Genomic DNA, 21,028 nt, shown 5'->3' with positions numbered 1-21,028 from the left:
TTATCTAGGCCACCGAGGCTTGAGCGTATGCCCGTTCTGGATATTCAAGCCCCAGATCCGAAAGAAACTGCCTCATGATAGGCTCCGCCTGGAATCGGCCTGCTCGTTTGCGGGCATTTTCAGCCATACCAGCCCGAACTTCCGGCTCGTTGAAGAAATCCGCGATCGCCGCAACCATGCCGTCGATATCTTCAACCAGGTATCCACTCTGTTCGTGCTCAATGACGTCTTTTGGCCCTTTGCAGCTATAGGCCACTGCTGGCATACCATGGGCCAAAGCCTCAAGCACAACATTGCCGAACGTATCGAAGCGTGAGGGAAATACAAACAGATCCAATCCCAGATACAGCGACGCCAGTTGCTCTCGGGTTTGCCAGCCCATAAAGATCGCATCAGGCATTGCTCTTTGCAGCTCTGCGCTGGCAGGACCGGACCCGGCAATCACGATTTTGAGATGCGGCACCAGTAAGCGCGCTTCCGATACAATCTCCGGCAGATCAAAGATGCCTTTCTCACGACTCAGCCGACACGCAATAAGCAGCACAGGCGTTTTATCGTTCGCGCCGGGAATCAAGTCCGACTTGTGCACTGGTTGAACTGTAAGGTCTCGCGGGGAAGTGTGATGGGCGGTGAGGAACACTTTTTCTGCCGGCATCTGCATTTCATAGCCGGTCAGCCATTCCTTGTGTTCACGATTAAGCACAAAGATGCCGTCAAACCGGCTATAAAGCGCACGCATCAGGCGACGAATCCGGTCTCGTTCGTATTGGTTCAGGCTGGTGGTGTGAGCAATGAAGTCGACCCAGTCCGTGTGCATGAAAAAGTAGCTGGGCACATTGAACATCTGTTGCAGGAACAGGCCAACAAGTGCCATCGGCCCTTCAGTAGAACAGACAATACGATCGTAGCCCCCTTCATAGAAAATTCGAGCAATTTCCATTACATCCGGAACCTGCAGGGTTTGCTCACCAAAGGGGCGCAGGTCAATATCAGCAATAGGCTGCACGACATGCAGATGCGGCTCAGGCACTGCTAGCGGGTGGCAGATCAGATAATCGATCGGGAGGTTCGTGCGCTTGATTTCCTGCAGTTTACCGCTCAGCGAAGTCGATACTCCGTTCTTGTCGAACAGAGTATCAGTGAGATGCAGTGCTCGCCGGGAATGCTCATTTCTACCAAGTTCCCGGGCAAACCGGTTCAGGAGGTCACGGTTCTGATAAAGCACACGGGTGGAGACCAAAGTCGACCCTGCCAATACGATGCTGACCAGCATTGGGAAAGACAGGCTATCCAACGCCTCGGCCAGGTTAACGTTACTCATATTGTCCTGGCGTTTACCATCACCTAGAAACAAGGATGTTAGTTGACTCGGAATCTCAAGTTGGCGGGTGAGCTCTTCAGTGGAGATTTCCTTTAAACTGAGCCCCTGATGCTTATTCAGCGCTTTGTGAATCCGCGTTGCGATGAGCCTGTTCAGATGGTTGAACAGCTCGCCGATGCTGTCATTTACGGTATCAACGAACTCTTCAGGTCGGTTGCGCTTGGCATCGGCAATCTTCTCCAGTTGGGCTACGCAGAATTTATAATCTTTCGCCGCCTGCCACCTCAAAAAGCGCGCGGGCTTTTTGCCCTGGAGCGCGTCGTGAATAAATGAGAAGAATTTCATGGTTTTCTTGTGCTTTTGCATTTCCAGAAACAGGTTGGCAGAGATAAAACAGCCCGCCTTGTCCCACGTTGACCCCCGATGAAGCAGGATGCGTAACAACCCAGGATCCTTGAGCTTAGTCGCTACTTGGGAAAAATAGTCCAGCAGAGCAATGTTGAGTTTCTGGTTCTCGCCGACCGTTCCAAACGGCGCAACCTGACCATTGCGCAGTGCTTCCAAGGCAAGATCTGAGGCTGCTTCGGTTTTAAGGCGTTTTTGAAGATCTGGCACGTAAAGCTGCGAGCCGCAAAGCCCGGTAAAAAGACCGGAGTGATCGTCGGAGCCGCCCGTTAACACTTTCGGCAGATCAGGGTCTACACCGAACTCGGCTGGGTTCAAGTTGTGCTTACGTGCATACATGCGAATGCGATCCGGTGTCAGGCTCTGCGCCCAGTTCAGTGTCAAAACGCTCTGCCACAAATCCCGCTGACCATTCAGCACCTCGAAGCGCCAGAACATAACAGCGAGCTTTTCGAACAAGCACAAATCAATCCGGTCATTACGGCTATACAGATAAAGCGGGTGCGGCAAAATCACCGGTATGTCATAAAGAGCTGCATAGCGAAGGAACTCATAAATATTCTGGCGCTTCTCATTGAGAACCGATTCCTGTTCCCGGGTAAAACCATAGGCGAGCACGTGAACGAATAAGTCGTACTCCGGGAAGAAACAGGTAAATTCGCACCCAACCAAAACATCAACGCCTTGGTCCTGAAGCTCCCAACACGTTCGGGCATTATTGTGATTAGTAACCGTAATCACAGAGCAGCCGTTCTGCTTCAGAACCTTCACCAGTTTTTTGGTTTTCAGCCACGTTTCCGGCAGCCGCAATATCCGGCCCCAGAGTTCATCGGGCACGTCGCTATTATGGTCGTGACAGTGAAAATCGATGCGCAGGCAATTCTCGGAATCGAAGCGCTGTGCCTGATGCGCCATGAAGCTATCAAATTCGTTTCTCAGACCCCGACGAAAACCGGGCTCGCCGCTGCCATGCAATCGAACTGACATACTTAATCCACCTCGCTTGAGTGTTGATCCCGCCCCGTTGCCTGACTGACTCCTCTCGCCCGGGTGTATGGCACTGTAAGAATGGAATGCAAATTGGTGATCTGAAGCAGAAGGCTTCGCTTTGCAGCCGCAACCTAAACATAACGGAACCACATGAAGCCCATGTGTCAGCATTCCTACAGATGCATGACAAACCAAGCCTTGAACTGCTTGATCGCTAGCTCTAGGCCTTTTCGATTGCTAACCCAACTCATTCAGGGGTTCCGTATTAAAACGGTAACCACGCGTTAACAATCTGACTATAGAGTGCCCCGCTGCATTGATTCCAAGGGGGAGACACTCCATGAAACGAAGAGACTTTATCACTCAGGCAAGCGCAGCAGGGCTCTCGCTCGGGTTGCTGTCTGCGTGTGGTGGCGGATCAAGCGGATCCATCCCGGACACCAACGCATCGAATAACACCAGCCAGCCTCCAGGCAATACCCTGGACAACATTCGAGACCACATGCCTGACTACAACGGCCCAACCCCGTTTATTCATGGCGTTGCCAGTGGTGACCCTCTGGCCTATCAGGTCATTCTCTGGACTCGGATTACGGCAGAAGGCCTGGATGAGATCCCTGTTATTGCGGAAGTCTCGGAAACGCCCGACTTCAGCGCACTGGTTTATGAAGGAATCGGCTACGCCCGATCCAGCTCGGATTACACGGTAAAAATTGACGCCCACCTTCCACGGGCAGGAACGACCTATTACTACCGTTTCGAGTCGCTAGGGCACCTGTCGACGGTGGGCCGCACTCGAACCACGCCGGCACCCAGTGAGCAGATGGATCACCTGCGACTGGCTGTCGTTTCCTGCTCCAACTACCCTTACGGCTACTTTAATGCCTACCGAAGAGTCGCCTATCGCCCAGACCTTGACGCGGTCATCCATTTGGGCGACTACATCTACGAGTACGCTCAAGGTGAGTACTCCGACAAGAACCTGACAGAAGAGCGACCGGTCGACCCACCCCACGAGATTGTCTCTCTTGAGGACTATCGCCGTCGCTACGCGTGTTATCGCACTGACGGAGATCTGCAGGAGTGCCACAGGCAACACCCGTTTATTTGCGTCTGGGACGACCACGAGATCACTAACGACTCATGGCAAGGCGGCGCCGAGAACCATAACCCAGAAAAGGGTGAAGGCGACTATCTGGAACGCAAAAGAGCGGCGGTCAAAGCCTACTTCGAATGGATGCCTATTCGTCGCGTGGACCCCGACAACGAGATCCGCATCTATCGCCACTTCGAGTTCGGACAACTACTCTCGCTGATGATGCTGGACACCCGCCTGATCGGACGCAATGAACAGGTATCCATACCATCACAAGCCCGAGATCCTGACAGGCAACTTCTTGGCCATGAACAGGAAAAATGGCTATTTAACCAACTCCAAACTTCCCACAGCCGGGGCGCTAGTTGGCACGTAATCGGTCAACAAGTCATGCTCTCTCCCCTCACGCTAGGAACACTGCCAGACAATCCCAACTGGCATATTGGCGGCGGTGCCCAGCTCAACTACGACCAGTGGGATGGGTATGAAGTCAGCCGGAAAAACCTGCTAGGACGCTTGGAAGCCATGGGGCTTAACAACGCCGTTGTACTTACCGGGGACATCCACAGTTCTTGGGCCATGGATGTTGCTATGGACCCCGGCAATCTATTGTCTTACAACCGGTTTACTGGCGAGGGCTCGTTGGCGGTCGAGTTTGTCACACCCGCAGTCACCTCGCCGGCAGCTCCCACTAAAGGTCTGTCAGACCTTGCGGCCGCCGCCCTGATTCCTCTGAACCGACATCTTAAGTGGGTCGACCTTTACCACCGCGGCTATATGGTCCTGGACGTAACCCCTGAGCGCTGCAAAGCCGACTGGTTCCACCTCGAAACGGTGTCTGAGCCAAGCAACCAGGAGCACTTCGCCCGCTCCTACCTGACGAAAGACGGCGGCAATCACGTGGAGCGCGCGAATGCTCCCAGCGCACCTAAGCTGCACGCCCCGGCCCTCGCACCCGCCGCCTCACAGACCAAGGAGATCCTCTGATGAGCGTTGATCGCAGAAAGTTTTTGAAAAATTTCCTGGTTGGGGCCGCAACGATCCCGACACTGACCGCCTGTGGTGGCAGCAGTGATAGCAACAACACGAATGGAGGAGGTAACACCTCCCCCGAGTTACCGGGAGGCCAGGATGGTACGCCAACCGAGAAACTTCAGTTTTTGGTTGTGGGGGACACAGGGACAGGCACACAAGGGCAATACCACGTGGCGGCAGCCATGGAAAAGGTGGCCAAGGCTCAAGGCGCGCAATTTATACTCGGCGCCGGAGACAACATCTACGAGGAAGGCGTGACATCGGTTGATGACCCTCGATTCCTGGATAGCTTTGAATACCCCTACCAGAACCTAGATCTGCCGTTCTACATGTGCCTCGGAAACCACGACTGCGCCAGCACAATTTTTGGTGGTGGCAGCGACAATAAGCGCGGTGATTATCAAGTTGACTACCACTACAGCACCAACCGGTACTCCAATAAGTGGAACATGCCGGCCCGCTTCTATAACGAGATATTTGGAAATCAAACTAGCGGTGCCCCATTCCTGGAGCTATTTGTTGTGGACTCCAACCCCTTGACGAGCTTTTACATCGACAGGGATGAAAATTTCAATTGGCAGAACTACGGCTACCCACAACAGATGTGGATGAAGGAGACAGTAGAATCCTCGCAAGCTCACTGGAAGATCGCCATGTCTCACGTTCCCTACAAATCCAACGGCAAACATGGCAATGCCGGAAATCTCGACGAGGGCACAAGGATTCTATTCAACAACCCGGATGCGGATGGGCTGAGATATAAGACGTTTCTGGAAGACGCCTTCGCCCATAAGGTCGACATGCTGTTCACCGGCCACGATCATTCAATGCAGTGGATCAAGCCGGTACCGGAGTTCGGGCCTGCACACATCATCGTTTCAGGAGCCGGCGGCAAAACCGACACCCTGAAAGAACCTGAGAGGAACCCCACGTTCTATCAGAGGGAAGAAATGCTGGGGTTTGTCCGGATTGAACTGACCAAATCCACCATGAAGGTTGAATTCTACGTTGTGGACCCTGATACCGGGGATTACCGTGTCGGATTCGCTCGGGAAACCACAAAACCGGTAACCACCGAGGTTCTGGCTCCGGAGCCGGAGCTGGCCTGACGGCCTTTATGCCCGCTGAGAAACTCAGGGTTGCGGACACAGAGGAATTTCGAGGTTCAAAAAGCAAAAAAGGCAAATCAGTAACTTACTGATTTGCCTTTTAATATGGTAGCGGGGGCAGGATTCGAACCTACGACCTTCGGGTTATGAGCCCGACGAGCTACCAGACTGCTCCACCCCGCATCAAACTGGTTGTTGCCGAGTCGCCTCGATCAACGTGCGCGTATATTAAGGAGTTGTGAGCACGTTGTCAATTACTGTTTTCAAATAGGTCTGTTGGATAGTGGATATTTTCTGTATCCGACGCCACTGAATTCTTGAAAAATCCGACCTGCTCCATCGCTTCCTGAACTGGCCGGAACGACTTCCGATGTTCTGGCGTTACTCCAAGCCGGAACAGGGCTTCCATGTGCACGGGCGTAGGATACCCTTTGTGCTTGGCAAGGCCATAACCGGGGTACTTCTGCTCCAGTGCTTCCATTTCCCTGTCCCGGGTCACTTTAGCGAGTATGGATGCGGCGCTGATGGCCTCTACCCGACTATCCCCTTTTACCACCGGCTCAGAGGGCCAATGCCACTTCGGGCATTTGTTTCCATCCACCAGCACGTATTCCGGCGCAACACCTAAGCCAGCCACAGCACGTTCCATGGCGATCATGGTGGCTTGGTAGATGTTGATCTGGTCGATCTCATGGGCCTCGCAACGGCCCAGGCTCCAGGCACTCGCATGCTCAATGATTTCTTCGTAAAGGGCATTACGCTTTTTTTCGGTGAGCTTTTTTGAGTCTGCCAGCCCAGCGATGGGCCGATCAGGATTCAGAATGACTGCAGCAGTCACGACGGCACCAATGAGAGGCCCGCGCCCTACCTCATCCACACCAGCCAATAGCCGGCCCTGATACGCGCACTTGAACGGAGGTAATGCAGGTGCTCGCGCCATCTAACCGGCCCTTTCTTCAACGAGTATGGAGATTGCACTGGCAGCTTTCTCGTCAGCATCTTGCTTCAAGGTGTGGTGTAGCTCAGTAAATGCATGCACCAGCCGATCGCGTTCTTGCTGGTTTTCCATTCGCTCCAACACCGCAGTGCCAAGTGATTCCGGTGTCGCGTCATCCTGCAACAGCTCAGGGACTAGAGATTGCTTTGCCAACAGGTTCGGCAGCGCCACATGAGGCACCTTCACCAAGCGGGAAATCACTGCCCAACTGACGTTACTCAAACGATACCCCACAACCATAGGCTTTTTCAGCAGCATGGCCTCAAGGGTCGCCGTTCCAGACGCAAGCAACACAACGTCGGATGCTGCCATCACTTCCCGGGAACGTCCTCGTACGATAGTAACCTGAAGTTTTACATCGAGTGCTTCGATAAGATCGCGAACCTGTTGCTCCCTTTCACGGTTCACACAAGGGATCACCAGCTGCACATCCGGCCGTTTGGTTTGAATCCAGCGCGCAGCTTCCAGAAACAAAGTGCCTAACCGCTCAACTTCGCCAGCCCGACTACCCGGCAAAACTGCCAGTAAAGGTGCGCTCTCATCAAGCCCAAGATCCTGGCGGGCTTTCCCTGTTTCAGGCACCAGTGGAATGCGATCTGCAAGTGGATGCCCTACAAAGGCAACGGGCACCTGATGCTCTTCATAGAACCTGGCCTCAAACGGCAACAAGGTGAGCATAAGATCTACCGACTTGGCGATTTTGAAAATACGGTTCTGCCGCCAAGCCCAAACCGAAGGACTGACGTAATGAACAGAGGGAATACCCGCCTCTCGGCAGCGTCGCTCGATGGCCAGGGTAAAATCCGGGGAATCAATACCGATCACCACGTCGGGTGGTGTGGCAAAAAAATAACTCAGAAGGCGAGCACGAATCCGAAAGAGTTCCCGAATGCGCCCAAGCACTTCTACCAGCCCCATAATAGAGAGCCGCTCCATGGGAATCAGGGAGTGGAACCCCTCCGCAATCATTTCATCGCCACCGATGCCCACAAAGCGTGCGTTGGGGTAGCGTTTGCGAAGTGATCGGATCAATCCAGCGCCCAGAATGTCCCCAGACGCCTCACCTGCGATAATTCCAAAGGTTATGCTGCGGTCACTGACAACCGCGGCCTGGGGATGCTCCATCAAACAAGGCTCCTGCCAGCTTAGCGGATAATGCCGCGATGAGCGCCGCGCAGAGAGTCAATAAGCACCCGCACTTCTGGTGTGCCTGAGTATTCTTCTTCCAGCTTCTCCACTGCCTGCTCCGTCGTCAGGCCTTGGCGGTATATAACCTTGTAAGCCCGGCGCAGGGTCATCAACACTTCTTTGTCGAATCCGCGTCGCTTGAGGCCTTCAACGTTCATGCCGTGGGGCTCCGCCGACTGGCCGGCAGCCATAACGTAAGCCGGGATATCCTTGAGTACAATACTGCCGCCAGCCGCCATGCTATGGGGCCCAATGTGGCAGAATTGGTGCACCATGGTGCCACCGCCCAGAATGGCATGGTCACCAACCGTCACATGGCCTGCCAAGGTTGCACAGTTAGCAAGTATAATGTCGCTGCCAATAACGCAGTCATGGGCCACATGCACATAGGCCATAAGCAGGTTGTTGCTGCCGATACGGGTCTCACCTTGGTCCTGAATTGTGCCGCGGTGAATGGTGCAGTTCTCGCGGATCGTATTATAGTCCCCAATAATCAGAGTGGTTGGTTCACCCGCGTATTTTTTATCCTGACACTCTTCTCCAATGCTGGAGAACTGAAAAATGCGATTATTTTTGCCAATAATCGTTGGCCCTTTCACAACCACATGGGAAAAGATTTCCGTGCCTTCACCAATTTCCACGTTCGGGCCAATGTAGCTCCAGGGTCCAACCGTTACGTTATCCGCGAGTTTGGCTGAAGGATCTACTATCGCTTGGGGATGAACGCCCGACCAGTCATTCGTCGCCATTAAACTTCTCTCTCAGCGGTCAGTATCTCTGCCACACAGACGACTTCACCATCGACCAGTGCGCGACAATCAAATTTCCAGATACCGCGTTTTTCCGAGATAATTTCCGACTCCATACACAGCCGGTCTCCGGGTAACACGGGGCGCTTGAATCGCGTCTTACTGGTGCCTGCCAGGTATTGCACCAGTCCATCTGAAGGCTTCCGCCCCACCGTCACAAAACCGAGAATGCCCGACAGCTGCGCCATGGCTTCGATAATCAGCACTCCAGGCATTATCGGGTTGCCGGGAAAGTGACCGTTAAAGAACGGCTCGTTGTAGGAGATATTTTTATAACCTTTAATCGATTTGGACTTTTCGATCTCGGTCACCCGATCCACTAACAAAAACGGATAGCGGTGTGGCAGGTGTTCCAGTATTTCATCAATATGCATCATTATGATCGGCCTCAGCCTTCTGTTTTCTTTTCCAGCTCTTTGACGCGCCGTGCCAAAGTATCCAGTTGGCGGAATCGCACGGCATTCTTGCGCCATTGCCGATTAGTATCTGCACTGGTTCCCGAAGAATAGACTCCCGGCTCCGGGATATCTCCGGTTACCATGGTCATGCCAGTAAGATGCACCTGGCTAGTGATTTCCAAGTGGCCGGCTACTCCGGCAGCTCCGCCAAATACACAGTGGCTGCCAATCTTTGTGCTGCCCGCAATGCCTACCATTGAAGCCATTGCGCAATGATCACCAATGCGCACGTTGTGGGCAATCTGAATCAGGTTATCAAGCTTTACACCATTGCCGATAACTGTGTCATCCAGAGCACCGCGATCAATAGTCGTGTTTGCGCCGACCTCAACATCGTCACCAAGAACAACGCGACCTAGCTGCGCAATTCTATGCCATTGGCCTTTTTCGTTTGCGAAGCCAAATCCGTCAGAGCCTATCACTGCGCCGCTGAGAATATGACAACGCTGCCCAATCACCACATCGTGGGCTAAAGTCACCCGGGGCCTGATGATAGAGCCATCCCCAATACTTGTGCGCGCACCAATCACACTGCCCGCTCCGACGACAACCGCTTCGCCAATAACTACGCCCGCCTCAACAACGGCATTGGCGCCAATACTGGCACTGGCGGCAACGGCTGCACTGGGATCAACCACTGCTGCAGGATGAATGCCCGGCGGTGCAATGGGTGCGGGATCAAACCAGTGGCTGAGCCGAGCATAACCCAGATAGGGATTATCAAGTACCAGGACATTGGTCGGGCAATTATCCGCAGCTGCAGGCGACAGGATAACCGCCGCCGCCTGCGTATTTGCCAGGTGTTTTGCATAGGCGGGATTTGCCAGAAAACTGAGCTGGTTCGGGCCAGCAGCCTGAAGAGTTGCAATGCCGAACACCTGAATGTCAGGATCGCCTCGCAGCTCCGCTCCCACGGCTTCTGCTATCGCTCCAAGCCGGTAAGACTTTTCTGTCATCTCGCGCTCCAAACACGCCTGTGAGCCCTTGGGCTCTCCAGCAAGAATTAACGGTTCAGCTTTTCCAGAAGCTGTGGGGTCAGGTTCATTTCCGGCTTCACATAAACAACAGCTTCGCTTGGCAGAATCAGATCCAGATCGTTTTCTTCCAACAGCTCTTTTACTGCTGCATCCACTTCCGGGCGGGCTTCTTCAAGAAACGCCTGCTTCCGCTGATTAACAGTAGTATCAAGACGCTGTTTTAGGAAGTTGAACTCTTTGACTCTTTCCTGAAATTCACCCGCAAGCTTGTTACGCTCGCTCTCATTCATCATTGCACCGTCTTTTTCCAGACGCTCTTTCAACTTTCGTGCTGCTTCCTGAGTCTCGCGAACCTTTTCTTCATCGCCAGCAAAATCTCTCTGCATAGCTTCACTGAAAGACTTTGCGTCGTTTGATGAAAACAATGCCTGGCGAAGATCGACAACACCAATGCGGGTTTCTGCTACGGCTGGCAGCGCGATCGCCATGGCTGCTGCAAACATCAGTAAGTTTCTGAACATCTTGGGTCTCCTGAGTATCATTCGTTTTTGTTTCTCGTAACGCTTAATCGGAATGTCCGGGAATCAGAATGTCTGGCCAAGTGAGAACTGGAACACCTGAGTGTCGTCACCCGGTTTATCGTTCAGCGGCTTGGCAAGACTGAATGCCAATGGGCCTACCGCGGTAATCCACTGAAATCCAACGCCCACAGAGAATCGCAATTCCTTGAGATCCGGGTCGAATCCACGGTCCGGGTCGAATACCTGGCCGCCGTCCAAAAAGAATGCTGTGCGCATAGAACGGCTGTCACCGGCAAATGGCGTCGGGAAAATCAGCTCCAAAGATCCTTCTGTGAGGAGATTACCACCGAACGGATCGGGATCGGAAAAATCGTTGTCTGCGGGGCGGGCCCGCGGCCCCAACGAATTCGCTTGATAGCCCCTTACCGAACCATAGCCACCAGCATAGAAGTGCTCATAGAACGGCATCATTGGATCTTCACCATATCCATTACCGTAACCCACTTCTGTTCTTGTATGCACAACCCAGCGATTGCTATCCGAAACCGGATAGTAGAAATCCGTTCTGTGGGTGGCTTTGTAGAACGTAAGGTCACTGCCAGGCACGGCGACATCAATCGACAGGGAATGACTGTGGCCCGCGGTTGGCAAAACACCCCGGTTCAAAGTGCTGCGACGCCAACTACCAAATAAGAAATAGTTGTTAAAGCTATCGCCTTCCTCTGCAATAAATTCAGTCACATCTTTCGATGTAAATACACCACCTTTCAGCTTGGAGTTGGTATAACCCACCCCGAAGTTCAGCCGGGTAATGTTATCGGTCGGATACCCAAAGGTGAGACGCCCACCGTATTCATCCAACAGGTAGGACGTGATGTCCTCCTGCTCAAAATCAGTCTCCCGGGCAAACACACTGAATCCACGGCTCACGCCATCTACAGTGTAGTACGGGTCCATATAGGAGATATTTGCGCTTCTCACCGCATCACTGACGTTTACTCCAAACGATGCCCGCTTACCGGTGCCGAAGAAGTTATTTTCGGCAACATTGGCGCCAAGAATAATGCCAGAGTCCTGTGAAAAGCCCACAGACGCTGAAAGGCTGCCGGTTGGCTGCTCTTCAACAGAATAGTTCACATCAACCAGGTCATCGGTTCCTGGCACAGGAACCGTATCCACATTGACCATCTTGAAAAAACCAAGTCGCTCAAGACGAGTTTTAGAAAACTCAATGCGATCCGACGAGGCAATACCGCCTTCCATTTGCGTCATTTCCTGACGCAAAACATCGTCACGGGTAGAGACGTTTCCGCTGAAATTGATGCGACGAACATAAGCCCGCTTGCCAGGCTCTACAAAGAAGGTAACGGCGGCGGTGTTATTGGGGCCTGGCTCAGGCACGGCATTTACGTTTGCGAACGCATAACCTTCTCTACCCAATCGGAACGACAGCGTTTCCGAAATAGCCGTCATACGGGCACGGGAGAATACATCGCCCGCCTCTACCGGGATCAATTCACGCAGTTCTTCCTCACCTACAATGAGATCGCCGCGCAGTTTTATATCAGAAATCGTATATTGCGGGCCTTCATTGAGAGCAATAGCGATAAATACCTGTCGCTTGTCTGGCGAGATAGAAACCTGGCTGGACTCAACGCTGAAGTCCAGATATCCGCGGTCGAGGTAGAATGAGCGCAGGGTTTCCAGATCACCGCTCAGTCGTTCCCGCGCATATTTGTCGGAATTAGTGAGGGAGTTCCACCAGCTACTGGTACGCAGTTCAAACAAATCTCGCAACTGCTCATCGCTGAACTCCCGGTTTCCTACCAGGTTGATGTGCTGAATAGCCGCAACTGTGCCTTCGTTAATATCCAGGCGGACGGCCACACGATTACGCGGAAGCACTTCTGCCGTTGCTTTGACTCGAGCGTTGTAGCGCCCTTGCCCAATGTAGGAGCGCAAAATTTCCAGTTCCAGACGTTCCAGTGTTGCCCGGCGGAATACCTGACCTTCCTGAAGTCCGGCACCGGCCAAGGCATCCATGAGCATGCCAGTTTCGATGTTCTTGTTGCCCTCAATCTCGATCGACGTGATCGAGGGGCGCTCCCGAACTGTAAGTATGAGGATCCCGGCGTCGCGACTCGCTTCTATGTCGGTAAACAACCCTGTCCGGAACAGTGATTTAATCGCATCGGCCAGTTCGGCTTCGTCCATCTGCTCGCCGATATTAACGGGGAAAGCGGAAAACACAGTACCTGCAGAAACTCGCTGCAAGCCTTCCACCTCAATATCTGCAACCGTAAATTCATCTGCAAATGCTGGCTTCATGCCGGTTGCGGCAACAGCGAGGCCAACAGCTAAGCCTAGAAGAGAACGTCTCATTCAATTATTTCGCCTGGTTAATGCGCGTAAGGAGCCCGCAATTCTCACAACCGCATCAGGTCGTTGTAAAGAGCAAACACCATTAATGTGAGGATCATTGCCATACCAATTCGTAATCCAAGCTCCTGGACCGCATCCGAAACCGGCTTTTTGCGGATTGCCTCAATGGTGTAATACACGATATGGCCACCATCCAGCACAGGAACAGGCAATAGATTCAAGATTCCCAAGCTAACGCTCAGGTAAGCCAAAAATCGAATAAAGTCTTCAAATCCTGAGCTGACACTGGCTTCAGCTACACGGGCAATCGTAATTGGGCCACTGAGGTTACTGGGTGAGAGCAATCCTGTAACCATCTTTTTAATGGCAACCAGTGTAAGGCGGGTGTCTGCCCAGGTTTCATCCAGCGCGATGGGGATGGCAGCCAGAGGGCCGTAGCGAACGTCGCGCATTACGCTGTCTGGCCACGATACTGCCTCAACGCCAGCGCCTACAAAGCCGATCACCTCGCCACTATCCTGCTTTTTCTCAGCCGGAGTAACCTGTACAGACTGTTCCAAACCAGCACGTTCAATGGTAAGAGCCAGTGTTTGCTCAGGTGCACCACGAATCGATGCAACCAACTCGAACCAGTTCGCAATGGGCTCGTCATTCACAGCAAGAACGTGATCACCGGTCTGCAAGCCCGCAATCTGGGCACGGCCACCGTCTGCGATCTGGCCAAGTATGGCTGGAACATCTGGCCGCCAAGGCGTGATACCAAACTCACCAAGCGGGTTCGGCGTTTCGTCACTAAGGCTCCACCCACCCAGCTCGCCACTCAAAGTTCCCTGAGCACCAGCGCTGGAAACATCCAGGGTGATAACTCCCTGCTCGCCAGCACGCTCAAGAATGCGCATATTCACATCACGCCAGGAGCTCACTCGATGCCCGTCTACCGCGTGGATTTCCATGCCCTCCCGCAGGCCGACATTGCTGGCAACGCTTTCCTTGGCAACGTCGCCCACAATCGGCGCAACGTGAGTAACACCCACTACGCCAAGCAGCCAGTAGGCGAAAATAGCAAACAAAAAGTTGGCAACCGGGCCTGCAGCGGCAATGGCAATCCGCTGGGAGGGCGGCTTGGAAGTAAAAGCCTGATCTCTGAGCTCTTCGGGGACTGGCCCCTCTCGCTCATCAAGCATTTTAACGTAGCCGCCCAACGGAATGGCAGCTATTGCGAATTCAGTGCCGTGGCGATCGTACCAAGAGAACAGGGGCTTACCAAAACCCACTGAGAAGCGCAGCACTTTCACACCGCAGCGGCGCGCAACCCAGAAGTGGCCATACTCGTGCAGGGTAACGAGTATCCCCAATGTAAGCGCAAGAGCAAGTACGGTTTGAATAATCTGCATAGCATTCCTGGTTTAAGCGCCAACCCGGCGAAAATCTCTAAGTTACATCAGACCGTTAACAGGCGGATCTGTTCCTGCGCCCGTTGCCGTGCCTCTGAGTTCTTCGCGAAGATGGTATCAAAACTGTCCGCAGGTACCACTGGTGTTACTGACAGAGTTCGCTCAATGACAACCGGAATGTCCGTAAATGCGAGGTTCCCTTTCAGGAACTCACTCACCGCCACCTCATTCGCAGCATTCAACACGGCAGGCGCGGTTCCTCCCTGCTCAAATGCTTCTGCGGCTAACCGAAGGCAGGGGAAGCGCAAAAGATCCGGTCTTTCAAAATGAAACCGCCCTATAGCGAAAAGATCCAGTGCCGCGACCCCGGCATCAATACGCTCGGGCCAAGCCAATCCATTGGCGATGGGCGTGCGCATATCAGGGCTGCCAAGTTGAGCCAGTACAGAGCCGTCAGCGTACTCTACCATTGAGTGAATGATGCTCTCCGGGTGCACATGGACCTCAATGCGATCTGGCGTGGTATTAAACAGCCAGCATGCCTCAATCAACTCAAGCCCTTTGTTCATCAAAGTGGCAGAATCAACCGAGATTTTCTGCCCCATGGACCAGTTTGGATGAGCGCAGGCTTGAGCAGGCGTCACTGAGCGCAGGTCTTGAGCGCTGGTCTCCCGAAAAGGGCCACCAGAAGCGGTGAGCAGAATACGGGTAATACCAGCACCTTCCGGGTCGCGAACCTTTTCAGCCGGCAAGCATTGAAAGATCGCATTATGCTCGGAATCTATCGGCAACAGCTCTGCGCCAGAAGCCGATACGGCGTCCATAAAAAGTTTGCCAGACATTACCAATGCTTCTTTATTGGCCAGCAACACACGCTTGCTTGCACGCACGGCGGCAAGTGTCGGCGCAAGGCCTGCCGCACCAACAATGGCAGCCATAACGGTGCAGACTTGCGGGGCGGAAGCCACTTCACAAAGCCCCGCTTCACCACTCAACACTGATATTTGAGGAAGGTCTGAAAGTAATTCTGTGAGCCTTTGTGCAGCAGCGGCATCTGCCATTACCGCTACTTTCGGGAGGAATTCCCGGCACAGCACGGCAAGCTCTTCAGCGTGGGTGCTTGCGGTAAGCCCATACACTGAGAACCGTTCGGGATGACGGCGAATGACATCGAGGGTGGAAAGTCCGATTGAGCCGGTCGCCCCCAGTACCGTAACAGAGCGATTTACCATACTCACAAGTGCCCGACTGTCAGCCAGCCAAGTTGCGTAATAATAAGCGCAAACACGGGAGCGGCGGCAGTGAGGCTGTCAATACGATCCAGTATCCCGCCATGCCCTGGCAGCAGAGCACTGCTGTCCTTGATACCTCTGAAGCGCTTGAGCATGCTTTCCAGAAGATCCCCAAGCACAGACACCAGGCCGGTTACCAACGTTGCCGCAACCAGCATCATGGTGTCAACCAGGCTTGCGGAAGCTAGAGCGCTCGCAACCAAAGCCAATACAGCCACAGCGACCAAGCCACCGTATACGCCGGCCCAGGACTTGCCAGGACTGACTCTGGGGGCGAGCTTTGCCTTACCGAAAGCCCGGCCTGCAAAGTAAGCTCCAATATCTGCCACCCAGACAACGCAGAACACATACAGAATCACCAGGAGGTTGTTATCTGTATTGCCGAACTGAAAGCCTGCGGCTCGAAGATGGTTCAAACCAACCCAAGCAGGCACAAGAACCAGTACGCCCATGAGAGCTCGCACAGGCCTGCTGCCCCACCACCCTGAACCTGCCGGGTAGTTGCGTACCAGTAAAAAACACACAACCCACCAGAGAAGCGCCAGCCAAAGCACCGGAACGGCAGACACATCAAACAGACCGTAGAGAATGGCAGCTATAACGGCCGCATAACCGATCCGCAGCGGTTGCTGCTCGAAGCCAGACATATTGGCCCATTCCCAAGCGCCCAGCGTAATGATCGCGGCCATAAATAAAGCAAACCCCATAGGTGGCAGAAAAAAAATGCCTCCAATAGCGATGGGTGCGAGAATAAGGGCGGTGATAATTCGGGTTTTTAGCACAATTTAGGTCGCTGTCATTCGTTATTGTTGTGACGTCTTGGCCACGATCTGGTCGTCCGTCTGACCAAAACGGCGCTGACGTCCGGCATAGGCCTGCAATGCCTTGCACATTTCTTCTTCTTTGAAGTCGGGCCAGAACACGGGCGAGAAGTACAGCTCGGTATAGGCGAGATGCCAAAGCATGAAGTTACTGATCCGCTGCTCACCGGCCGTCCGGATCATCAGATCCGGCATTGGAAGATCACCAATGCTCAGGTGCTGCTGTATAAGATCATCGGTAATATCAGTAGGTTCAAGCTCGCCGCTCTTCACCATTTGGGCAACCTGCTGGGCTGCCTGGGCAATATCCCAATGGCCGCCGTAGTTTGCAGCGATGACAAGAGTCATTCTGGTGTTGTTGCGGGTGAGCTCCTCTGCCTTGGCCATATGCTCTTGCAGGGTCGCATTAAACGCGGAACGGTCACCAATGATCCGTAAGCGGATATCGTTGCGATGCAGCTTTCTGACTTCCCGCTCCAAAGCAAAAAGAAACAGCTTCATGAGAGCCGACACTTCATCCTTTGGGCGCCGCCAGTTCTCGCTTGAGAAGGCGAACAGCGTAAGTACTTCAACGCCTTCGCGGGCACAGGTTTCAACAACGGCCCTGACAGACTCTACTCCGGCCTTGTGCCCCGCCACTCCTTTAAGCAGGCGTGATTTTGCCCACCGGTTGTTACCATCCATGATAATGGCCACATGCCGGGGCCGGCTATCAGCCGACACCGGAATTTCTGCGGATACTGATCCCGTCATGAAATCCCCTGTACAGCCAATAGAACACCCCTACTGGCCGTGTTTCGCTTGCAGTGAACCGTGGCGATCAAACCGCCATCAGATCCTCTTCTTTAGCTTTCAGCATCTTCTCGACTTCAGCGATGTAGCGATCTGTCAGCTTCTGGATTTCGTCCTCACCCTTGCGCACATCATCTTCGCTGATGTCTTTGTCTTTCAGCAGGTCTTTCATCATGCTGTTTGCATCGCGACGGGCATTCCGGATGGAAACACGACCATTCTCCGCATCCGCCTTCGATTGCTTAACCATATGCTTACGGGTTTCTTCCGTCAGCATCGGCATAGGTATACGGATCAGATCGCCGCTAGTTGCAGGGTTCAGGCCGAGATCTGAAGCCATGATGGCCTTCTCGATAACGGGCACCAGGTTCTTTTCCCAAGGCGACACCGCCAACGTACGGTTATCTTCTACGTTAACACTCGCCACCTGCTTCAGCGGTGTCTCCTGCCCGTAGTAGTTAACCATCACACTGTCCAGAATCGACGGGTGGGCCCGGCCGGTACGGATCTTGTTGAACGCCGAGTGCAGAGCCTCAAGGCTCTTTTCCATCTTCTTCTCGGCTTCAGCTTTTATGTCGTTAATCACGTAATCATCCTCAATTCGTTCGTCGGGCTGCATAAAACCCGTTATTCGATCAATGTACCTTCTTTCTCGCCGGTCACGATGCGCGTCAGGGCGCCCGGACGGTTCATATCAAAAACACGCAGCGGCATCCCATGATCCCGCGCCAGGAGGATAGCGGTCAGATCCATCACGCCCAGCTTCTTGTCGAGTACTTCATCATAAGACAGTTTGTCGTACTTTTCTGCAGTCGGGTCAAGGTAAGGATCCGCTGAGTACACACCATCTACTTTCGTTGCCTTCAGCACGGCATCTGCCTGAATCTCGATACCACGCAGGCACGCCGCAGAATCTGTTGTGAAGAAGGGGTTGCCGGTACCTGCACAAAAAATAACAACGTCACCGTCTTTAAGATCGCGGACAGCGCGGCGGCGATCATAGTGCTCAACAATACCACTCATGGGAATGGCTGACATAACCCGGGTACGTATGTTTGAACGCTCCAAAGCGTCGCGCATGGCAAGGCCATTCATTACCGTGGCCAGCATGCCCATGTGGTCGCCAGTAACACGATCCATTCCAGCCTCGCTCAGCGAAGCCCCTCTGAACAGGTTGCCACCGCCAATAACGAGGCCAACCTGAATGCCGATGCCAATCAAAGCACCGATTTCAAGCGCCATCCGATCAAGAACTTTGGGGTCAATACCGAAATCATGCTCGCCCATCAGGGCTTCGCCACTGAGCTTGAGCAGAACACGATTGTATCTTGGCTGGTTTTTTGATGATGTCGGCATACTGATCCCCTTTTTGTCTGTTAACTGCTATCCGGCGTGATACGCATTGCAGGCTTGCATCTGACATACTCCTTGAAAAAGGGGGATCTCAGATACAAGCCCGCCACGAGAGCCGGAAAAATCCAGCCAACGTGGCAGACTCAGGTGGCGCTGTAACTGACCGTCACAGCGCCGAGAAAAATCAGGCCTTGCCAGTACCGGCTGCAGCAGCAACCTCAGCAGCAAAGTCTACTTCTTCTCTTTCAATGCCCTCGCCCACTTCCAGGCGAACAAAACCAACCAGCTCGCCGCCGGCCGCTTTAATAAGCTGGCCTACAGTCTGCTCCGGGTTTTTAACGAAAGGCTGCTCAACAAGGCTGTTTTCCTTGAGGAACTTCTGAATACGGCCGCCCATCATTTTCTCAACGATTTCGGCAGGCTTGCCTTCCATGTCTGGCTGAGCACGGATGACTTCTTTCTCTTTCTCCAGCTCTTCAGCCGGCATATCTTCAGGCTTGGCAACACGCGGGTTAACTGCAGCAGCGTGCATCGCGATATCACGAGCAAGCTCAGCATCGCCAGCCGTCAAAGCTACAACAGAAGCAATCTTGTTGTTGCTGTGAACGTAGCCACCCACTACCGGACCTTTAACTGAAACCAGGCGACGGACAGTAATGTTTTCGCCGATTTTCTGAACCAGTGCTTCGCGCTTGGATTCCAGCTCACCTTCCATCAGCTTGGCAACGTCTGTCTCGCCTTTTTCAAAGGCAACGTTCAGCACGTCGTTAGCAAAGTTCAGAAGGTTCTCGTCGCGGGCAACGAAGTCTGTTTCAGAGTTAACTTCCAGAATATAAGCAACGGTATTGTCGTCGGAGATCTTGATCAACGAAACACCTTCAGCGGCGATACGGCCTGCTTTCTTGGCAGCTTTCAGACCGGAAGACTTGCGCAGCTCTTCAATTGCCGCGTCTACACTGCCCTCAGATTCAACCAGAGCTTTTTTACACTCCATCATGCCAAGGCCAGTGCGGTCGCGCAGTTCTTTGACCATTGCAGCGGTAATAGCAGCCATGTTCAGTCCTCTTAACTTTTCTGAAATCGGTGGGAAGACATGCCAGGACACTCTCCCTGGCATGTCTTATATCTCATCAGTGATGCAGATGTATCACTCGGCAGCCGGAGCGGCGCCTGCAGAGTCTTCGGCAACTTCAACAAATTCGTCAGCGCCGCCAGCCTGAGCAGATTCCAGGCAGGTGTCAGCAACCGCTTTCACATAAATCTGGATTGCACGAATAGCGTCATCATTACCCGGGATTACAAAATCAACACCATCCGGGTTGCTGTTGGTATCAACAACACCGATAACGGGGATGCCCAGCTTGTTGGCTTCTTTAATGGCAATGCGCTCGTGATCAACGTCGATAACGAACAAAGCGTCAGGCAGACCGCCCATATCTTTGATACCACCAATAGAACGCTCGAGCTTATCCATTTCACGGGTGCGCTCAAGTGCTTCTTTTTTGGTCAACTTATCGAAAGTACCGTCTTTGCTCTGGGCTTCCAGTTCACGGTAGCGACGGATGGACTGACGAATGGTCTTGTAGTTGGTCAGCATGCCGCCGAGCCAGCGATGGTTAACAAAAGGCTGGCCGGAACGCTCGGCTTCTTCCTTGATGACCTTGGCTGCGGCGCGCTTGGTGCCAACAAACAAAATCTTGTTCTTGCTCTCTGTCAGTTGCTGAACGAAGTTAAGCGCTTCATTCATGGCAGGAACAGTCTGCTCAAGGTTGATGATATGAATCTTGTTACGGGCGCCGAAGATGTACTTCGACATTTTTGGGTTCCAGTAGCGAGTCTGGTGACCAAAGTGAGCACCTGCCTTGAGCAGGTCACGCATATTTACCTGAGCCATGATATTACCTTAGTTTAGCTTCGGGTTAGTCTTACACGCGTCCAATTACCCCAACCAGGCTCCCTATATAGATTTAAAGCGGGAGCAGGCACCCTGGGGCAACGTGTTGACACGTGCTCGAATTTGCCGGATTTGTTTCCAGCGGGCGCGTTTATACCATAAAACCACCACCCCGCGCCATTATTTTTGAGCCT

The 21,028-nt window shown here is 53.2% G+C and carries 18 protein-coding genes and 1 tRNA gene; 2 read left to right on the top strand and 17 right to left on the bottom strand.

Going from position 1 to position 21,028, the window contains the following annotated elements; all coding sequences use genetic code 11:
• Positions 1 to 4: 4 nt before the first annotated feature.
• Positions 5 to 2,713, bottom strand: coding sequence for a glycosyltransferase (locus Q0824_RS11335; protein ID WP_298450388.1), 2,709 nt, complete (start codon positions 2,711 to 2,713; stop codon positions 5 to 7).
• 343 nt (positions 2,714 to 3,056) lie between these two features.
• Here Q0824_RS11335 and Q0824_RS11330 point away from each other — a divergent pair, with 343 nt between their 5' ends.
• Together Q0824_RS11330 and Q0824_RS11325 are read left to right on the top strand one after the other, a co-directional pair.
• A complete protein-coding gene (locus tag Q0824_RS11330) occupies positions 3,057 to 4,799 on the top strand; it encodes an alkaline phosphatase D family protein (protein ID WP_298450387.1) in 1,743 nt (580 codons plus the stop codon).
• Positions 4,799 to 5,956, top strand: coding sequence for a metallophosphoesterase (locus tag Q0824_RS11325; RefSeq protein ID WP_298450386.1), 1,158 nt, complete (start codon positions 4,799 to 4,801; stop codon positions 5,954 to 5,956). Before Q0824_RS11330 ends, Q0824_RS11325 begins: the two co-directional genes overlap by 1 nt.
• Before the next feature lie 106 nt (positions 5,957 to 6,062).
• On the opposite strand, the gene Q0824_RS11320 is transcribed toward Q0824_RS11325, so the two are convergent.
• The 16 genes from Q0824_RS11320 to rpsB form a co-directional block, all read right to left on the bottom strand.
• Positions 6,063 to 6,139, bottom strand: a tRNA-Met gene (locus Q0824_RS11320).
• A 67-nt stretch (positions 6,140 to 6,206) separates the two neighbouring features.
• Complete coding sequence (rnhB, locus tag Q0824_RS11315) at positions 6,207 to 6,896, bottom strand: ribonuclease HII (RefSeq protein ID WP_298450384.1); 690 nt, start codon at positions 6,894 to 6,896, stop codon at positions 6,207 to 6,209.
• Positions 6,897 to 8,078 (bottom strand): lipid-A-disaccharide synthase, encoded by a 1,182-nt coding sequence (lpxB, locus tag Q0824_RS11310; RefSeq protein ID WP_298450383.1) that lies wholly within the window; start codon positions 8,076 to 8,078, stop codon positions 6,897 to 6,899.
• Positions 8,079 to 8,098: 20 nt separating this feature from the next.
• Positions 8,099 to 8,890 carry an acyl-ACP--UDP-N-acetylglucosamine O-acyltransferase gene (lpxA, locus tag Q0824_RS11305; RefSeq protein WP_298450382.1) on the bottom strand — a complete coding sequence of 264 codons (792 nt, stop codon included), beginning with the start codon at positions 8,888 to 8,890 and terminating at the stop codon, positions 8,099 to 8,101.
• Positions 8,890 to 9,327 carry a 3-hydroxyacyl-ACP dehydratase FabZ gene (gene fabZ, locus Q0824_RS11300; RefSeq protein WP_298450381.1) on the bottom strand — a complete coding sequence of 146 codons (438 nt, stop codon included), beginning with the start codon at positions 9,325 to 9,327 and terminating at the stop codon, positions 8,890 to 8,892. The genes lpxA and fabZ overlap by 1 nt, the downstream gene beginning before the upstream one ends.
• A gap of 11 nt (positions 9,328 to 9,338) precedes the next feature.
• Complete coding sequence (gene lpxD, locus Q0824_RS11295; RefSeq protein WP_298450379.1) at positions 9,339 to 10,364, bottom strand: UDP-3-O-(3-hydroxymyristoyl)glucosamine N-acyltransferase; 1,026 nt, start codon at positions 10,362 to 10,364, stop codon at positions 9,339 to 9,341.
• Positions 10,365 to 10,411: 47 nt separating this feature from the next.
• The gene (locus tag Q0824_RS11290) at positions 10,412 to 10,906 is read right to left on the bottom strand and encodes an OmpH family outer membrane protein (RefSeq protein ID WP_298450377.1); all 495 of its coding nucleotides are present in this window, start codon (positions 10,904 to 10,906) and stop codon (positions 10,412 to 10,414) included.
• A gap of 63 nt (positions 10,907 to 10,969) precedes the next feature.
• Positions 10,970 to 13,288, bottom strand: a complete 2,319-nt coding sequence (bamA, locus tag Q0824_RS11285) for an outer membrane protein assembly factor BamA (RefSeq protein ID WP_298450375.1) — start codon at positions 13,286 to 13,288, stop codon at positions 10,970 to 10,972.
• 44 nt (positions 13,289 to 13,332) lie between these two features.
• Positions 13,333 to 14,682 carry an RIP metalloprotease RseP gene (gene rseP / locus Q0824_RS11280; RefSeq protein WP_298450373.1) on the bottom strand — a complete coding sequence of 450 codons (1,350 nt, stop codon included), beginning with the start codon at positions 14,680 to 14,682 and terminating at the stop codon, positions 13,333 to 13,335.
• Positions 14,683 to 14,729: 47 nt separating this feature from the next.
• The gene (ispC, locus tag Q0824_RS11275; RefSeq protein WP_298450371.1) at positions 14,730 to 15,914 is read right to left on the bottom strand and encodes a 1-deoxy-D-xylulose-5-phosphate reductoisomerase; all 1,185 of its coding nucleotides are present in this window, start codon (positions 15,912 to 15,914) and stop codon (positions 14,730 to 14,732) included.
• 2 nt (positions 15,915 to 15,916) lie between these two features.
• On the bottom strand, positions 15,917 to 16,756 hold the full coding sequence (locus Q0824_RS11270; RefSeq protein WP_298450368.1) for a phosphatidate cytidylyltransferase: 840 nt from the start codon (positions 16,754 to 16,756) through the stop codon (positions 15,917 to 15,919).
• 21 nt (positions 16,757 to 16,777) lie between these two features.
• A complete protein-coding gene (uppS, locus tag Q0824_RS11265; protein ID WP_298450367.1) occupies positions 16,778 to 17,548 on the bottom strand; it encodes a polyprenyl diphosphate synthase in 771 nt (256 codons plus the stop codon).
• A gap of 67 nt (positions 17,549 to 17,615) precedes the next feature.
• Positions 17,616 to 18,173 (bottom strand): ribosome recycling factor, encoded by a 558-nt coding sequence (gene frr, locus Q0824_RS11260; protein ID WP_298450524.1) that lies wholly within the window; start codon positions 18,171 to 18,173, stop codon positions 17,616 to 17,618.
• 41 nt (positions 18,174 to 18,214) lie between these two features.
• A complete protein-coding gene (gene pyrH, locus Q0824_RS11255) occupies positions 18,215 to 18,943 on the bottom strand; it encodes a UMP kinase (protein WP_298450365.1) in 729 nt (242 codons plus the stop codon).
• A gap of 181 nt (positions 18,944 to 19,124) precedes the next feature.
• The gene (tsf, locus tag Q0824_RS11250) at positions 19,125 to 19,994 is read right to left on the bottom strand and encodes a translation elongation factor Ts (RefSeq protein ID WP_298450364.1); all 870 of its coding nucleotides are present in this window, start codon (positions 19,992 to 19,994) and stop codon (positions 19,125 to 19,127) included.
• Positions 19,995 to 20,087: 93 nt separating this feature from the next.
• Complete coding sequence (rpsB, locus tag Q0824_RS11245) at positions 20,088 to 20,834, bottom strand: 30S ribosomal protein S2 (protein WP_298450362.1); 747 nt, start codon at positions 20,832 to 20,834, stop codon at positions 20,088 to 20,090.
• Between the last annotated feature and the right edge of the window lie 194 nt (positions 20,835 to 21,028).

This window comes from uncultured Marinobacter sp., assembly GCF_947488835.1.
Taxonomy (GTDB): Bacteria; Pseudomonadota; Gammaproteobacteria; order Pseudomonadales; family Oleiphilaceae; genus Marinobacter.
Note: the sequence above shows the minus strand (reverse complement) of the source record. Positions and strands in the feature narration are given on the sequence as shown.

What these genes read in the sequence shown, in the direction of transcription:
- pyrH (WP_298450365.1), bottom strand. Translation starts at nt 18,943, where the DNA reads ATGCCGACATCATCAAAAAACCAGCCAAGATACAATCGTGTTCTGCTC.
- lpxA (WP_298450382.1), bottom strand. Translation starts at nt 8,890, where the DNA reads ATGGCGACGAATGACTGGTCGGGCGTTCATCCCCAAGCGATAGTAGAT.
- Q0824_RS11335 (WP_298450388.1), bottom strand. Translation starts at nt 2,713, where the DNA reads ATGTCAGTTCGATTGCATGGCAGCGGCGAGCCCGGTTTTCGTCGGGGT.
- fabZ (WP_298450381.1), bottom strand. Translation starts at nt 9,327, where the DNA reads ATGATGCATATTGATGAAATACTGGAACACCTGCCACACCGCTATCCG.
- Q0824_RS11330 (WP_298450387.1), top strand. Translation starts at nt 3,057, where the DNA reads ATGAAACGAAGAGACTTTATCACTCAGGCAAGCGCAGCAGGGCTCTCG.
- Q0824_RS11290 (WP_298450377.1), bottom strand. Translation starts at nt 10,906, where the DNA reads ATGTTCAGAAACTTACTGATGTTTGCAGCAGCCATGGCGATCGCGCTG.
- ispC (WP_298450371.1), bottom strand. Translation starts at nt 15,914, where the DNA reads ATGGTAAATCGCTCTGTTACGGTACTGGGGGCGACCGGCTCAATCGGA.
- Q0824_RS11325 (WP_298450386.1), top strand. Translation starts at nt 4,799, where the DNA reads ATGAGCGTTGATCGCAGAAAGTTTTTGAAAAATTTCCTGGTTGGGGCC.
- rseP (WP_298450373.1), bottom strand. Translation starts at nt 14,682, where the DNA reads ATGCAGATTATTCAAACCGTACTTGCTCTTGCGCTTACATTGGGGATA.
- rnhB (WP_298450384.1), bottom strand. Translation starts at nt 6,896, where the DNA reads ATGGCGCGAGCACCTGCATTACCTCCGTTCAAGTGCGCGTATCAGGGC.
- lpxD (WP_298450379.1), bottom strand. Translation starts at nt 10,364, where the DNA reads ATGACAGAAAAGTCTTACCGGCTTGGAGCGATAGCAGAAGCCGTGGGA.
- bamA (WP_298450375.1), bottom strand. Translation starts at nt 13,288, where the DNA reads ATGAGACGTTCTCTTCTAGGCTTAGCTGTTGGCCTCGCTGTTGCCGCA.
- uppS (WP_298450367.1), bottom strand. Translation starts at nt 17,548, where the DNA reads ATGACGGGATCAGTATCCGCAGAAATTCCGGTGTCGGCTGATAGCCGG.
- rpsB (WP_298450362.1), bottom strand. Translation starts at nt 20,834, where the DNA reads ATGGCTCAGGTAAATATGCGTGACCTGCTCAAGGCAGGTGCTCACTTT.
- tsf (WP_298450364.1), bottom strand. Translation starts at nt 19,994, where the DNA reads ATGGCTGCTATTACCGCTGCAATGGTCAAAGAACTGCGCGACCGCACT.
- lpxB (WP_298450383.1), bottom strand. Translation starts at nt 8,078, where the DNA reads ATGGAGCATCCCCAGGCCGCGGTTGTCAGTGACCGCAGCATAACCTTT.